Below are 15,187 nucleotides of genomic sequence, written 5' to 3' on the forward strand. Positions count from 1 at the left end.
CAGGCTATCACTCTTGCGATCGGAGAGTACCCCCCTTCACCTCGAAGCACCTTCAGCGTAATGGCATGTTTGGGGCTATTGTGGATGAGGCGTTCGCTACCCAGGATGTAAAACCCAGTTATATGTTTACCTCCTGGAGTCGGGCCTACCGGCTCTCAGAGGAGGGTGTAGTGACAGGAACGGTTCCCTGGGGAGCATCCGTAGAACGCGCCCTGAAACATATCTACAGCGATCCCATCATGGAGTACCGGATGGTCTGGTTCTACCTTAAGGGACAGAACTTTGACTGGCAGGATTACTCGGATCTCAAAGGTAAAAAAGTCGCTGCAATCCGCGGCTATACCTATGATGATGCTTTTTATCAGGCTGCCCGGGAAGGGATTATTGAGGTGATTTTTGTCAACCGCCTCAAGCAGTGCTTTGATCTGCTGCTCTCAGGAAGAGTCGATCTCACCATTGAAAGCTTTGATGTCGGCTACTACACCCTCAACCGCCATTACCAAAATGCCGAACTGCTATTTACGAATCACCCCAAACCCGTGGTTCTCAGCCATCATTACCTGCTGCTCAGCAAAAAGTCATCTCAGGCACAAAAGCTGATCAACGACTTTAACCAAGGGCTCGAGGCACTTAAAAAGTCCGGGCGAGTCGATGAGCTTCGCCTTCTATACCGCAAAGGAGGGATGAGCACTCCTTAATAACCCGGGACTATCCTTTGCTGCCATCCCCGATGACAGGCTGTTGATGTGATGTAATTCTCATTTTTTGCCATCCGTTTAAATTCGCCCTGATTATCCTTGTTATTTGTATGGTCTCTATCTATAGTCCGGCTCGGCAGTGCCAGATGGAGCAGGCATGATGTACGCCGATCAGGATGATTCATCGACCTTCACCTATCAGAGCAAACAGACCAGGCGCCGGTATCACTATTCCAAGATGGGTGCCTACTCAAACACACTCCCCATATCTATGCCTGAGTCTTCAGCTTGGCTCGCAGGTAGGGGCTGAGATTTTTGAGCGATAAGGAACATCCGCTCTTGAGAACCTCCCTCAGGTGCTGCCGGATATTACTCTAAAAATAAGGAAATCAATGCTATGGATGAATCTTCAAACCAAAGAGCGCTCTCTTTAGGTGAAAAGCTCAATCATGCCGAGCAGGAAGCTCACCGCTGCCTGCTGTGTCACGATGCTCCCTGCAGCAAACGCTGCCCTGCCGCAGCCGAGCCAGCTCGCTTTATTCGCTCGCTACGCTTTCGTAATCTCAAGGGAGCCGTCGAAACCCTTCGTGAAAACAACCCATTGGGGGGAGTCTGCGCCCGGGTCTGCCCGACCGAAAAGCTTTGTGCAAAGGGCTGTAGCCGCTCCGGGCTGGATCGCCCGGTTGATATCGCCATGATCCAGGGGGTGCTCACCGATTATGAACATGAGTGCCAAATCAAGATCTGTCAGCCAATCAAGCAGGATAAACAGTCGGTCGCCATCATAGGCGCAGGCCCGGCAGGCCTGAGTGCCGCCCGCGCCCTGGCATTGGCCGGACATCCGGTGGTGGTTTTTGAAGCGCAGCAGCAAGCCGGAGGCTGGACACGTTATGGGATCCCAGCATCACGCCTTCCCGCAGAGCTCATCGAGCGTGAGGTGGCGCTTATCGCCGAATGTGGGGTCGAGATCCGCTACGGTACCCGAATTGGTGAAGATATCACCCTCGATGAGCTGCGCTCTCAATATGCGGCTGTGATTGTCGCCAGTGGCCTGTGGCAACCGATGCGTTCCGTGGTCAGCGAATCGGCTCAGGTACTAGCCGGCGTCGACTTCCTCTATCAACAACGCACAGCAACCAATACCGGATCCACTGCCAAGCGAGTGGTGGTCATAGGCGGAGGGGATGTTGCGATGGATTGCGCGAACGAAGCCAAGCGCTTGGGCGCCGATGTCACCGTCCTGTATCGACGCGGCATCAATGAGATGCCCGCCACCCAGGCTGAAAAGTCGCATATCAATCGGCTAGGGATCCCTATTATCCCGAACGCCATCTTAAGTGAGCTCATCGAGGATAATGGAGAGTTGATTGCGCTCAAGGGGCAGTTTATCGAGTGGCAGGATCGCCATACCCACAGGGAGCTTGAAGGCGCAGAGCTTAGCATCAGCTGTGATCTGCTGATCGATGCAACCGGACAGACGGCCCGCCACCCGGTCGAAGCCGATGAGACCCGGGGCTTGTTTATTGCCGGCGATCTGGCCCACGGCGGTCGAACCGTGGTGGATGCGGTTGCCGATGGCAAGCAGGTTGCGACGCGACTAATGCAGTTCCTGGCTCAATGCGAGCCTTCACAACAGATGGCAATGGAGGGGTAAGGAATGCCACTAATTAAAGATCTATCAATCGAAATGAATGGCGTTCGCTGTGAGAACCCCTTTTTCCTCTCCTCCTCCCCGGTTAGTAGCAACTATGAGATGTGCGCCCGGGCCTTTGATGCGGGCTGGGCCGGGGTCGTCTACAAAACCATCGGCTTTTTTATTGCCAATGAGGTCTCCCCCCGCTTTGACCATGTGCGTGATGGCAGTGGCTGGAGTGGCTTTAAGAATATGGAACAGATCTCGGACAAGCCGTTGGAGCGTAACCTGGAGATGCTGGCTCGCCTCAAGCGAGACTATCCAGAGAAGGTGGTGGTTGCCTCCATCATGGGCTCTAATGAGCAGGAGTGGCAGGAGCTGGCCCGTCTCAGTGAGGAGGCCGGGGTGGATATTCTGGAGTGTAATTTCTCCTGCCCGCAGATGACCAGTGATGCCATGGGCTCAGACGTGGGTCAAAATGATGATCTGGTGGCACGCTACACGGCCGCGGTTAAACGGGGTAGCTCGCTGCCGGTTTGGGCGAAGATGACCCCAAATATCGGCCAAATGGAGATCCCGGCGCTGGCTGCGCAAAAAGCCGGTGCCAATGGCATAGCCGCGATCAACACGGTTAAATCCCTGACCGGCATCGATCTCAACAGTTTTACCCCGGAGCCTCAGATCCGGGGTAAGTCATCGATCTCCGGATACTCGGGGCGCGCCATCAAGCCGATCGCCCTGCGCTTTATCGCCCAACTGATGCAGCATCCCGAGTTCAGACTACCCATTAGTGGCCAGGGCGGGATCTATACCTGGGAAGATGCGGTTCACTTTTTGCTGTTAGGCTCACGGACTCTGCAGGTCACCACCTCGGTGATGGAGCATGGCTACCGGATCGTCGAAGACCTGAAATCCGGACTCAGCCACTATATGCAGGATAAGGGATTTGAACGGGTTGAGGATATGGTTGGCCTGTCTTTGCAGAACACGGTTGCTGCCGAAGAGCTCAACCGGGATCGGATCATCTATCCTCATTTTGATCACAAATCATGTATCGGCTGTGGCCAGTGCCACCTCTCCTGTCAGGATGGTGCCCACCAGGCGATCCACTGGGATCATCAAAGCCGCAAGCCAACCCTGGATAAGGCCAAGTGTCCGGGCTGCCATCTGTGCCTGAATGTCTGTCCCGTGGCGGGCTGTATTACTCCCGGAGAAGTGATCAGCAAGCAAGCCTGCTAAGAGAGTCAGATTCTGAAGGCCGGGAACAATAGCTGGTCTTTCAGAGTAAAAATAAAGAGGGTCAGCCGTCGCTGACCCTTTTTTGTCTCTCGCTGATCTCTAGAGGTTTTCTTCGGCAAAGGAGGCCAAACGGCTTCGTACCACGCCCTGCAGGAAGACGTTAGCACTGCCCTCAAAGTCCTTAAAACGCTCAACGATATAGGTCAGACCCGAGGTCACGGGCGACAGATAGCTGCTATCTATCTGTGCCAGGTTACCCGAGCAGATAAGCTTGGTGCCAGCTCCACAGCGGGTAATGATGGTCTTGAGCTGAGAGGCGGTGAGGTTCTGGCATTCATCCAGCAGCACAAAGCTATTCTGGATGCTGCGCCCGCGCATGAAGTTAACCGACTTGAACTGAATATTGGCCTTGTTGAGAATAAAGTTCAGCGAGCCATCGGGGCACTCATCGTGCTGATGCAACACATCCAGGGTATCGGTGATCGATGCCAGCCAAGGCATCATCTTCTCCTCTTCTGAACCTGGTAAGAAGCCGATCGACTCAGCGATCTCCGGGGTGTTACGAGTCACTATGACCCGCTCATAGACCTTCTTCTCGATGACCAGCTCCAGGGCTGCCGCCATCGCCAATAGGGTCTTACCACTTCCGGCCGGACCGGTGAGGATCACCAGCTCAATCTCGGGATCGAGCAGGGCATCCAGTGCCATTCCCTGATAGATATCCTTGGGATGGATCCCCAGGCATGGCGGGCCATCAGCCGCTCCCGTCCAAGATCGATAAAGCTGGTCTTATCCTCCTGCTTCGCCATCACTCTGCCGGCAAACCTCTCGCTCTCATCGATGAGGTAGGTGTTGATATAGGTATCCTCCAGGGCCTTGCTATCAACCGTGTGTATGGTGTGGCGCCCTTCGGACTCGCTCTGGCAGTCGCCAATCCGGCTCCAGAAGTCTCCCTCAAAATCCTTGTAACCTTTGGCAAGCAGGTTGATATCATCAATCAGCTGATCCGAGCGATAATCCTCAACATATCTAAGTCCGGCTCCCTTGGCCTTAAGCCGCATATTGATATCTTTGGTAACCAGCACCACCTTGCGTTTTACATTTTGGTTTTGCAAGAAGATGGCTGCATTGATAATCCGGTTATCGGGGCCATTGTCGGTAAACTGCTCCTCTTTGAGGGGCAGCTGATGATCGGCAAAGATAGAGATGTTACCAAGCTCAGTCTCTCCGGTCTGATCTTTAAGAAGAGGTACCCCCGAGGCGATCTCTTCCGGCTCGGCATCGCTGAATACATCCTCCAAAGAGCGAATCGCTACCCTTGCATCCCGGCTGACATCTTTTTGTCTGTCTTTGATCCGATCCAGCTCTTCAAGCACTGTCATCGGGATCAGAACATCATGCTCATCAAATGAGTAGATAGAGAGGGGTTCGTGAAGTAAAACATTGGTGTCCAGAATAAAGAGTTTTCGCACTTTGCCATCCATAGGCTCACTCCCAGTGTCGAAGATATTAAGTTGCGCAATTTCTGTACATCTTATCCCAGGATAACCACGCCTATCTCTACGCTACGACGAAGGCCGATCCGAAGCAAGCCAGGAGCGCAAAAAATAGTCCTGCCTCACAGGATTATCAGCCAAGGGTTGAAGTTCATCTGACTTGTGGCGACAGACCCGGGAGTCTCTTCCTTTGCTTCCCACAGCTCGAGGCGTACACTGATCTGTTATCGACCCTGTGTATTCCACTGCCCAAGATGAAATCCCTGACCCTGCGCCAGTACATGGCGCTCATTTTGCTGATGAGCTTCTCCATGGTCAGCATGCTGTTTATCACCCCCGCCCTGGGTGATTTCGCCAGCCTGCTACAGCTGACATCAACCCAATCGGCCGAGCTGCTCTCTTTCTTCCTCTTAGGGTACGCCCTGGGGCAGCTCCCCTATGGAATACTGGCGGACCGGCTGGGACGCCTGACCACCCTGAAATACGCAATGCTGTTTTCCCTGGCAGGCTCGGTGATGGCTATCATTGCCACAGTTACCCGCTCTCACGAGCTTTTGAACCTGGCGCGCTTCATCATTGGCTTCGGCGGAGCCGGTGGCAGTGTGATCGTGGCCACCCTCATCAATGAAAGCTTTGAGGAGCAACAGGCGAGAAGAATTCTCGGAACCGTCTATTTTACCTTTGCCTTCCTTCCCTGCATCAGCATCTTTCTCGGGGGATTGCTGGGTAAACTGGTTGGGCCCGCCGGGCTATTGATCGCCAGTGGCTTGTATAATTTGGCCCTGCTCCCCCTCATCAAGCGCCTGCCTTCACCACGGCAACAAGATAGCGCCTGCCTATCGATGCTGCGACTCCTTCGCAACTACCGGCATAATCTGGGCAATGCTTCATACCTGTTGTGCACCCTGACCTTTGTCTGCACCGTATGTATCTACTGCATCTTTACCAGCTTGGCTCCGCTGGTGATCATCGAACCCTTTAGCCTGACCCAACTTCACTTCAGCATCCTGATGTTACTCATCACCAGTGGTGTCGCGGCGGGCTGTTTTGTCAGTAATCATCTCACCCGCAGGGCAGCCACGGCGACAAGGCTCACCTATGGCGGGCTATCTATGCTGGTTGGCGGCTGCCTGATGCTGGTTCTGTGCTACTGGCTCAAGGCCTCACACCTGCTGCTATGGTTCTCTATTGCGGGCTTTATCCTGTTTATGGGGCATGGGCTGGTTAGTACCAATAGCTCGGTGTTGGGGATCAAGGCAACGCCCTTTAAGGCCAGCGGCGTTTCCATTATGTATTTTCTGTCTTTCTCACTCTCCAGCCTGCTGAGTCAGCAAACCTCGGTGCTGCTCGCCCACTCAAATGCCCGGGTGTTTGGTGAGGTCCTGTTGTGCCTGGCGGTGCTAGCGACCTTGCTCTTTGCATTGGCACACAGAAAAATCAAAAAGTTGCAGCCAGCGCCGCAAATTTCGGGATAAGGGCAATAAAAAAGGCGCTTAAAGCGCCTTTTTTATGATTGAGCTATGAGATTAACCGCACTTGGAATCGCCACAGTTCAGACAGGTCATGCAACCATCTTTTTGGATCACCGCTCGGGCGTGACACTTGTAGCAGAGAGTCGCATTCGGCGGGAAGCTATCACTGGCCTCCTCTTCGGCCTCTGCCTCGGCAGCTTCAGCAGCTGCCAGCTCTTCACGCTTTTGCTTCAGGTACTGCTGACGGTGCTCATCATCGTTTGAACCCAGCATCCCGATATAGGTCAGATGACGCTCAATGACGTTACCAATCTCGGCGATCAGAGATGGAACATATTTACCCTTGTTCCAATAGCCACCCTTGGGATCGAATACGGAGCGCAGCTCTTCGACCAGGAAGGTGATATCCCCACCCTTGCGAAATACCGCCGAGATGATCCGGGTCAGGGCCACGATCCACTGATAGTGCTCCAGACTCTTGGAGTTAATGAAGATCTCGAACGGACGACGGGTCTCGTGCTCGGTCCCCTCATTGAGGATGATGTCATTGATGGTGATAAACAGCGAATGCTCCGAGATATGCTCCGGAGTCTTCAGCTTGTAGGTGGTCCCCTTCAGGTGCTCGGGACGTTGAACCGTCTCATGCATCTGGATCACCTTGTTATCATCGATTTCATCATTTTTTGCTGGCTGAGCGGTCTCAGCCTCCTTTACCTTGTAAGAAACGATCTTACTGTCGATCTTTCTTGCCATAATTCTAGTCGCTCGTCGTTAAAATTTACCGTAATAACCCTCTTTGAGTGCATCATACAGATTCGCTGCACTATGGGTCTCACCGTCGTATTCAATCTCTTCATTGCCCTTGGCTTCAAAGATGGAGCCATCTTCAAGGACAAATTGATAAGTGGTATTTTCCAGATCTTCCTCTTTTACCAGAACCCCCTGGAAGGCCTCCGGATTGAAGCGGAAGGTGGTACAGCCCTTCAGACCGCTGTCATGAGCATACATATAGATATCTTTAAACTGCTCATAAGGGAAGTCTGTCGGCACGTTCGCCGTCTTGGAGATGGATGAGTCGATCCAGCGCTGAGAGGCGGCCTGGATATCCACATGCTGCTCCGGCGTCACATCGTCCGATGCGATGAAGTAATCGGGCAGTTTGCACGCCTCATCATCTGAGTAAGGCATCGCCTGGGCATTCACCATCGCCCGGTAAGCCAACAGCTCATAAGAGTAAACATCGACACTCTCTTTACTCTTCTTACCCGCCTTGATCACATTACGGGTATAGTGATGAGCAAAGCTTGGCTCAATCCCGTTACTGGCGTTATTTGCCAGTGACAGGGAGATAGTTCCGGTCGGTGCAATCGAGCTATGATGGGTAAAGCGACAACCATGCTTGGCCAGCTGCTTCACCAGCTCTTGCTCCTCTTCTGCCACCTGCTGCATATAGCGGCTGTAGTTGGCATGCAGGACCTTGCCCTTGACCTTATCACCCAGCTTGATCCCGCTATCGGCCATCTCAGGACGCTGGCGCAGCATCTCAGCGGTCACCTCAAACTCCTGATTCATGATCGGAGCCGGTCCCTTCTCTTTTGCAAGCTCAAGGCCGGTCTGCCAGCCGGTCAGGGCCAGCTCTTTTGAAACCTGCTCGGTGAAGGCAACCGATGCAGGCGATCCATAGCGGATCCCCATCATGGTCATCGAAGATCCAAGTCCCAGGTAGCCCATACCATGACGACGCTTGCTCTCGATCTCCTGGCGCTGTTTCTCCAGAGGCAGCTTGTTGATCTCAACCACGTTGTCCAGCATCCGGGTAAAGATCGCGGTCACCTTGCGGAAACCATCCCAATCGAAACTTGCTTCATCAGTAAATGGATTTTGCACAAACAGGGTCAGATTGATCGACCCAAGCAGGCAGGCACCATAAGGAGGCAGCGGCTGCTCTCCACAAGGGTTGGTTGCGCGGATGTTTTCGCAGAACCAGTTGTTGTTCATCTCATTGACCCGGTCAATGAGGATGAAGCCGGGCTCGGCATAATCATAGGTCGAAGCCATGATCACATCCCACAGCCGGCGTGCCGGGATGGTCTTATAGACCTTACAGGCAACCTGGCCAACCTCGTTGGTGACACAGTTCTCTTTGCTCGGCCAGTCGGCCCAGTGCACCAGCTCGGGATCCTGAAGATCAATTTGATCCAACATGATCTCTTTTTCGGTGTAGGGGAAAATAAGCTTCCAGGACTGATCGTTTTTCACCGCGTTGATAAAATCTTCGGTGATCAGCAAGGAGAGGTTGAACTGACGCAAACGCCCATCTTCACGCTTGGCCTGGATAAACTCGACAATATCCGGATGGCGAACATCCATGGTCCCCATCTGTGCGCCACGGCGACCGCCTGCCGAAGAGACGGTAAAACACATCTTGTCGTAAATATCCATGAAAGACAGAGGGCCTGAGGTATAGGCGCCGGCCCCGGATACAAAAGCTCCACGCGGACGCAGGGTTGAGAAATCATAACCTATGCCACAACCCGCCTTCAGGGTCAGGCCGGCTTCATGAACCTTACCCAGGATATCGTCCATCGAATCTGTAATAGTACCCGATACGGTACAGTTGATGGTCGAGGTTGCAGGCTTATGCTCAAACGCTCCGGCGTTGGAAGTGATACGCCCCGCAGGAATCGCGCCATTGCGCAATGCCCACAGAAACTGGGGGTACCACTTATCTGAATCTTTTTCCTGCTCAGCGAGCGCTTTCGCCACACGCTTATAGGTATCATCGATGGTCTGATCTATCGGTTCACCATCCTTTGTCTTCAAACGATATTTGCCATCCCAGATCTCAACTGAGGTCTCCTGAAACGGGACAGGCTGGACATCCATTTCGCTTTCCAGTACCAGATTCGATTTTGCCATCTTCACCTTGCCTTCTTTATGAGGTTGAAATGAAACCCTAGAACCCAAGTGACTCACACTCACTCAGACTTACTATGAACACTCTGGCTCTCATCCAGAGCCAACACTATATATAATGCCTATGGTTAGAATTAAACACCATATATAGTGAGCATGCAAGAAATCAGTGCCATTCAAAGCTGAGTTTTGAGATGTCGCCCGCTCCGCCTTTTGCTGGCAAAAATCGGGGCGCTGGGGTGATTCAAAAGGGGGTATTATACACATTCGCAAGCAGTTAAAAAGAATGCATTTGGGAACCATTTATCTAACATGCTGATAATAAAATGAATAAATACAGGTCGAACCAATATTGGCTTTTTTATGTTGACAAGACTCCCTCTGAAGAGATCTGTCTGAGAACCAATCAAGGTCTCCAGCTCACTCCAAACCTCACCAGGCTGATAGTTCAATTTACGTTTTAAGGAGACTCTGTGAGCCTTGCGTTTTTTGGTCCATCGCGATCACCCAATAAGATCGATAGCGATCACTGAATAATATCGATCGCGATCGCTCAATAATATCGATGGCGATCACTTTTGAGTTTTATATTATTGGGTGATCGGCATGAATATTATGCAGTCCCGACCGAAATGTTATTCATTTCAACTCCCGTTTCGCAGGTGTTTTTTTAACCGGCTATGCTCTCTGTTTGACCTCGAGCGGAGAGCCAGCCATGCCAACGGTGCATATCACCATGCGAAAACTCAAAGAGATCCTCAGACTCAAGTACCAAGGCGGCCTGAGTCACCGCCAGATCGCAAGCAGCCTGTCTGTGTCTCCGTCGACTGTGTCCAATTACTGCAAAAGGGCCCAACAGATGGGGCTATGCCAATGGCCTCTGCCTGCTGAGTGGGATGAAGAGCGGCTGCGCCGTGAGTTCCTTGAGACCCGGATCACGGTTCGTCAGACACCTCCTCTGCCGGATTGGGCCGTGGCCCATCAGGAGCTCAGACGCAAAGGGATGACGCTACAACTCCTGTGGGAGGAGTATGCTGAGCGACATCCCAAGAACCACTACAGCTATAACCATTACTGCATGCGTTATCGTGAGTGGCGTAAATGCCAGTCTCCCTCAATGCGTCAGAGCCATAAAGCCGGTGAAAAACTGTTTGTTGATTACTGCGGTCCAACCGTGCCCATCGTGGATCCGAGGACTGGGGAGGAGCGTCGGGCTCAGATCTTTGTCGCTGTGATGGGTGCATCCAGCTACACCTACGCCGATGCAACCTTGAGTCAGGGGCTGGAAGACTGGGTGATGAGCCATAAACGGGCCTTCGAATTTCTGGGGGAGTACCAGAGATGATCGTTCCGGATAATCTCAAAAGCGGAGTCAGTAGAGCGTGTCGCTACGAGCCAGATCTCAATCCTACCTATCAGCAGCTGGCTGCACACTATGGTGTTGCAGTGCTTCCTGCCCGTCCTTACAAGCCCAAAGATAAAGCCAAGGCTGAGGTGGGCGTGCAGATCGTTGAGCGCTGGATCCTGGCAAAACTGCGCCATGAGACCTTCTTCAGTCTGGCTCAGCTAAACCAGCGGATCGGGGCTCTGCTCACCGAGTTGAACAATCGCCCGTTCAAGAAGCTGCCGGGAAGCCGTAAATCACAGTTTGAATTGCTAGACAAACCGGTGCTCAAATCGCTGCCTCAAAACCCCTATCAGTTCACCCGGGTGAAGGCGGTTCGGGTTCATATCGACTATCACATCGAGCTCGACAAGCACTACTACTCGGTTCCCTATACCCTGCTCAAACGCAAGCTTGAAGCGCATATCTGCGACAACCTGGTACGGATCTATCATGGTGGTCGCTGTGTCGCGACACATCCACGCAGCTATCAGCAGGGAGGGCAAACCACCCACCCCGATCATATGCCGGTCGCACACCAAAAGCAGATGCAATGGACCCCGGGACGCTTTCTGAACTGGGCTCAGGAGATAGGCCCCTCCACGCTTGCGGTGATCAAACAGCTGCTCTACCGAAAGTCCCACCCGGAGCTTGGATATCGGGCCAGCCTTGGGATCCTCAACCTGGAAAAGCGATATGGACGCCCCCGCTTAGAAGCGGCCTGCCAGCGAGCAGACCGAACGGGCGTTTACTATCAGAAAGGGATCCGCTCCATCCTGGAAAAGGGGCTGGATGGCCAGCCACTGCCCGAAACTCAGCCGGATCGTCTGGCGGAGCTCACTCACCTCAATATCCGTGGCTCAGGCTACTATCACTAAGGATCAAAGATGACAGAACAACTCAAACAGCAACTTCGGGAGCTGAAACTAAGTGGTATCCGGGATGCCCTGGAAAGGCAACATCAGCAACCCGGGCACTACCAGGAACTCGGGTTCGAAGAGCGACTCAGCCTGCTGCTGGAGCAGGAGCTGACGGATCGGTCTCAGCGGCGGATCGAGCGCCTTATCAAGCAGGCCCGATTCCGGCTGCAGGCAAATCTGGAGCAACTGGATTATCGAAGTGATCGCGGCTTGCATAGAGCCCAGATCCGCTCACTGGCAGAGGGATACTGGCTTAGCCTGGGGCAGACTCTGATCCTGACCGGGGCGACCGGGTGCGGGAAAACCTATCTGGCCTGCGCCCTGGGCCATCACTTCTGTCTGCAGGGACTCGGGGTTCGCTACTTCCGGTTTAAAGAGCTGCTGGAGCAACTGCAGCTGGCTCAGGCTGATGGCAGCTATCGAAAGCTGATGGTTCAGTTGAGAAACACGCCGCTTCTGATCCTCGATGACTGGGGACTGGAGTCGCTGAATGCGCTTCAGCGTAGCGATCTACTGGAGTTAATCGATGCTCGCCATGGTCACGGAGCCACACTGATCGGCAGCCAGCTTCCGCTGGAGCACTGGCACACAATGATCGGTGAATCAACCCATGCGGATGCGATCCTGGATCGTCTGGTTCATGGAGCGATCCGTGTAGAATTATGCGGAGAATCGATGAGAAAAATCACCGCAGAGTTGACGGATGCCGATCACTCAGGGTAAAAAATAACCCAGTCTGTGAGACGGGATGTTGAGGTGATCGACATCATATTATTCGGTGATCGCCATCGCGATAATACGCAAGCCTCTTTCAGGCAGATCACCCCTGCACCATATGGTGTGTACATCGCTAGTCAGAGCCTCTGTGAATCACTCAGCTTACGGCTTTATATCCCCGCCATTAAGATGATGCTGGATACATCCACATCAACACGCTCTCACGCAAAGGAGAGTGGATGAGAGGAATCACCCCGCTTTATCTTGGAACATGACGAAGCGGACGGACTCCTCAGAAAAGGATATTCTGCTATGCAGATACACCGACCGTTTGTGGCATGGATGCCACAATAGAGCATCCAGGGGTAAATTGCTCCCGGAGCAACGCACGCGAAACAAGGTGGAGTTGCTTTTTAGCAATGAAACGAGAGGCAGGGTGCCGAACTGGAGAGAATGCCCATGGATGGGTATTGTTGATCTGGAAAAGAGTCTTATGGAAGAGATTCAAACTCGCTGCGTGCCGGTGGTCTGCTGGCAAAATGCCTAAACCCCAAACGCAAAAAAGCCTTCCCGTTAGGGAAGGCTTTCTTACTCGATAATGGCGGAGCGGACGGGACTCGAACCCGCGACCCCCGGCGTGACAGGCCGGTATTCTAACCAACTGAACTACCGCTCCAAAATCAAAGTCTGGCGATGACCTACTCTCACATGGGAACCCCCACACTACCATCGGCGCTACGGCGTTTCACTTCTGAGTTCGGAATGGGATCAGGTGGGGCCACCGCGCTATGGTCGCCAGACAAAAAACTTAAATCCAGAAAGTGATTAATTCGTTCTCAAGACACACAAGCGTCTCTCACTTGGGTGTTGTATGGTTAAGCCTCTCGGGTCATTAGTACAGGTTAGCTCAACGCCTCACAACGCTTACACACCCTGCCTATCAACGTCCTAGTCTCGGACGGCCCTTCAGAAGACTTAAAGTCTTAGGGATGACTCATCTTGAGGCCTGCTTCCCGCTTAGATGCTTTCAGCGGTTATCAGTTCTACACGTAGCTACCGGGCAGTGCCACTGGCGTGACAACCCGAACACCAGAGGTGTGTTCACTCCGGTCCTCTCGTACTAGGAGCAACTCCTCTCAATCATCCAACGCCCACGGCAGATAGGGACCGAACTGTCTCACGACGTTCTGAACCCAGCTCGCGTACCACTTTAAATGGCGAACAGCCATACCCTTGGGACCTGCTCCAGCCCCAGGATGTGATGAGCCGACATCGAGGTGCCAAACACCGCCGTCGATATGAACTCTTGGGCGGTATCAGCCTGTTATCCCCGGAGTACCTTTTATCCGTTGAGCGATGGCCCTTCCATTCAGAACCACCGGATCACTATGACCTACTTTCGTACCTGCTCGACGTGTCTGTCTCGCAGTTAAGCGGGCTTATGCCATTGCACTAACCGTACGATGTCCGACCGTACTTAGCCCACCTTCGTGCTCCTCCGTTACTCTTTGGGAGGAGACCGCCCCAGTCAAACTACCCACCAGACACTGTCCCTAATCCAGATAATGGACCGAGGTTAGAACATCAAACATGCAAGGGTGGTATTTCAAGGATGGCTCCACGATAACTGGCGTTACCGCTTCGAAGCCTCCCACCTATCCTGCACATGCAGGCTCAATGTTCAGTGCCAAGCTGTAGTAAAGGTTCACGGGGTCTTTCCGTCTAGCCGCGGGTACACTGCATCTTCACAGCGATTTCAATTTCACTGAGTCTCGGGTGGAGACAGCGTGGCCATGGTTACACCATTCGTGCAGGTCGGAACTTACCCGACAAGGAATTTCGCTACCTTAGGACCGTTATAGTTACGGCCGCCGTTTACCGGGGCTTCGATCAACCGCTTCTCCCGAGGGATAACGACATCAATTAACCTTCCGGCACCGGGCAGGTGTCACACCGTATACGTCCTCTTTCGAGTTTGCACAGTGCTGTGTTTTTGATAAACAGTCCCAGCCACCTGGTCACTGCGACCACCGACAGCTCCATCCGCAAGGGACTTCACCATCAGCGGCGTACCTTCTCCCGAAGTTACGGTACTATTTTGCCTAGTTCCTTCACCCGAGTTCTCTCAAGCGCCTTGGTATTCTCTACCCGACCACCTGTGTCGGTTTGGGGTACGATTCTCTGTAATCTGAAGCTTAGAAGCTTTTCCCGGAAGCAGGGTATCAATGGCTTCCATCCCGTAGGATGTTCGTCTCGTGTCTCAGCCTAATGAGCGTCCGGATTTACCTAAACACTCAGCCTACGCACTTTCACCAGGACAACCAACGCCTGGCCCACCTAACCTTCTCCGTCCCTCCATCGCAATTACAGCGAGTACAGGAATATTAACCTGTTTCCCATCGACTACGCCTTTCGGCCTCGCCTTAGGGGTCGACTCACCCTGCCCCGATTAACGTTGGACAGGAACCCTTGGTCTTTCGGCGTGGAGGTTTTTCACCCCCATTATCGTTACTCATGTCAGCATTCGCACTTCTGATACCTCCAGCAGACTTCTCAATCCACCTTCACAGGCTTACAGAACGCTCCCCTACCCAGCATAACTAGTATGCTGCCGCAGCTTCGGTGTATCACTTAGCCCCGTTACATCTTCCGCGCAGGCCGACTCGACCAGTGAGCTATTACGCTTTCTTTAAATGATGGCTGCTTCTAAGC

General features: G+C 53.1%; 7 protein-coding genes, 1 tRNA gene, 2 rRNA genes and 2 pseudogenes (1 of these 12 running past the window's edge). 6 read left to right on the forward strand and 6 right to left on the reverse strand.

Features of this window, described 5'->3' with window-relative positions; all coding sequences use genetic code 11:
• Positions 1 to 65: 65 nt before the first annotated feature.
• The 3 genes from DB847_RS20065 to preA all read left to right on the forward strand — a co-directional run bounded on the left by DB847_RS20065 (position 66) and on the right by preA (position 3,570).
• Entirely contained in the window at positions 66 to 698 is a 633-nt protein-coding gene (locus tag DB847_RS20065; protein ID WP_108652283.1) for a substrate-binding periplasmic protein, read from the forward strand.
• A gap of 397 nt (positions 699 to 1,095) precedes the next feature.
• Positions 1,096 to 2,352: an FAD-dependent oxidoreductase gene (locus tag DB847_RS20070; protein ID WP_108652284.1), complete on the forward strand. Its 1,257-nt coding sequence runs from the start codon at positions 1,096 to 1,098 to the stop codon at positions 2,350 to 2,352.
• Positions 2,353 to 2,355: 3 nt separating this feature from the next.
• Entirely contained in the window at positions 2,356 to 3,570 is a 1,215-nt protein-coding gene (gene preA, locus DB847_RS20075) for an NAD-dependent dihydropyrimidine dehydrogenase subunit PreA (protein ID WP_108652285.1), read from the forward strand.
• Between the two features lie 99 nt (positions 3,571 to 3,669).
• Here the strand turns inward: preA and DB847_RS20080 are convergent.
• Positions 3,670 to 5,054: pseudogene (locus tag DB847_RS20080) on the reverse strand (PhoH family protein).
• A 266-nt stretch (positions 5,055 to 5,320) separates the two neighbouring features.
• Between DB847_RS20080 and DB847_RS20085 the strand changes: the two are divergent.
• Positions 5,321 to 6,541 (forward strand): MFS transporter, encoded by a 1,221-nt coding sequence (locus DB847_RS20085; RefSeq protein ID WP_108652286.1) that lies wholly within the window; start codon positions 5,321 to 5,323, stop codon positions 6,539 to 6,541.
• Between the two features lie 51 nt (positions 6,542 to 6,592).
• On the opposite strand, the gene DB847_RS20090 is transcribed toward DB847_RS20085, so the two are convergent.
• Positions 6,593 to 7,291 (reverse strand): TSCPD domain-containing protein, encoded by a 699-nt coding sequence (locus tag DB847_RS20090; RefSeq protein WP_108652287.1) that lies wholly within the window; start codon positions 7,289 to 7,291, stop codon positions 6,593 to 6,595.
• An 18-nt stretch (positions 7,292 to 7,309) separates the two neighbouring features.
• The gene (locus tag DB847_RS20095; RefSeq protein ID WP_108653040.1) at positions 7,310 to 9,457 is read right to left on the reverse strand and encodes an adenosylcobalamin-dependent ribonucleoside-diphosphate reductase; all 2,148 of its coding nucleotides are present in this window, start codon (positions 9,455 to 9,457) and stop codon (positions 7,310 to 7,312) included.
• Positions 9,458 to 10,169: 712 nt separating this feature from the next.
• Between DB847_RS20095 and istA the strand changes: the two are divergent.
• Positions 10,170 to 11,716: pseudogene (istA, locus tag DB847_RS20100) on the forward strand (IS21 family transposase).
• Positions 11,717 to 11,725: 9 nt separating this feature from the next.
• Positions 11,726 to 12,481: an IS21-like element helper ATPase IstB gene (gene istB / locus DB847_RS20105; protein WP_108649424.1), complete on the forward strand. Its 756-nt coding sequence runs from the start codon at positions 11,726 to 11,728 to the stop codon at positions 12,479 to 12,481.
• A 593-nt stretch (positions 12,482 to 13,074) separates the two neighbouring features.
• Here istB and DB847_RS20110 read toward each other — a convergent pair.
• From DB847_RS20110 to DB847_RS20120, 3 genes are all read right to left on the reverse strand, one after another.
• Positions 13,075 to 13,151, reverse strand: a tRNA-Asp gene (locus tag DB847_RS20110).
• 9 nt (positions 13,152 to 13,160) lie between these two features.
• Positions 13,161 to 13,275 (reverse strand): 5S ribosomal RNA (rrf, locus tag DB847_RS20115).
• A gap of 71 nt (positions 13,276 to 13,346) precedes the next feature.
• A 23S ribosomal RNA gene (locus DB847_RS20120) occupies positions 13,347 to 15,187 on the reverse strand (it continues 1,051 nt past the right edge of the window).

The organism is Dongshaea marina (genome assembly GCF_003072645.1).
In the GTDB taxonomy this organism is placed as follows: Bacteria; Pseudomonadota; Gammaproteobacteria; order Enterobacterales; family Aeromonadaceae; genus Dongshaea; species Dongshaea marina.

What these genes read in the sequence shown, in the direction of transcription:
- DB847_RS20065 (WP_108652283.1), top strand. Translation starts at nt 66, where the DNA reads ATGTTTGGGGCTATTGTGGATGAGGCGTTCGCTACCCAGGATGTAAAA.
- DB847_RS20070 (WP_108652284.1), top strand. Translation starts at nt 1,096, where the DNA reads ATGGATGAATCTTCAAACCAAAGAGCGCTCTCTTTAGGTGAAAAGCTC.
- preA (WP_108652285.1), top strand. Translation starts at nt 2,356, where the DNA reads ATGCCACTAATTAAAGATCTATCAATCGAAATGAATGGCGTTCGCTGT.
- DB847_RS20085 (WP_108652286.1), top strand. Translation starts at nt 5,321, where the DNA reads ATGAAATCCCTGACCCTGCGCCAGTACATGGCGCTCATTTTGCTGATG.
- DB847_RS20090 (WP_108652287.1), bottom strand. Translation starts at nt 7,291, where the DNA reads ATGGCAAGAAAGATCGACAGTAAGATCGTTTCTTACAAGGTAAAGGAG.
- DB847_RS20095 (WP_108653040.1), bottom strand. Translation starts at nt 9,457, where the DNA reads ATGGCAAAATCGAATCTGGTACTGGAAAGCGAAATGGATGTCCAGCCT.
- istB (WP_108649424.1), top strand. Translation starts at nt 11,726, where the DNA reads ATGACAGAACAACTCAAACAGCAACTTCGGGAGCTGAAACTAAGTGGT.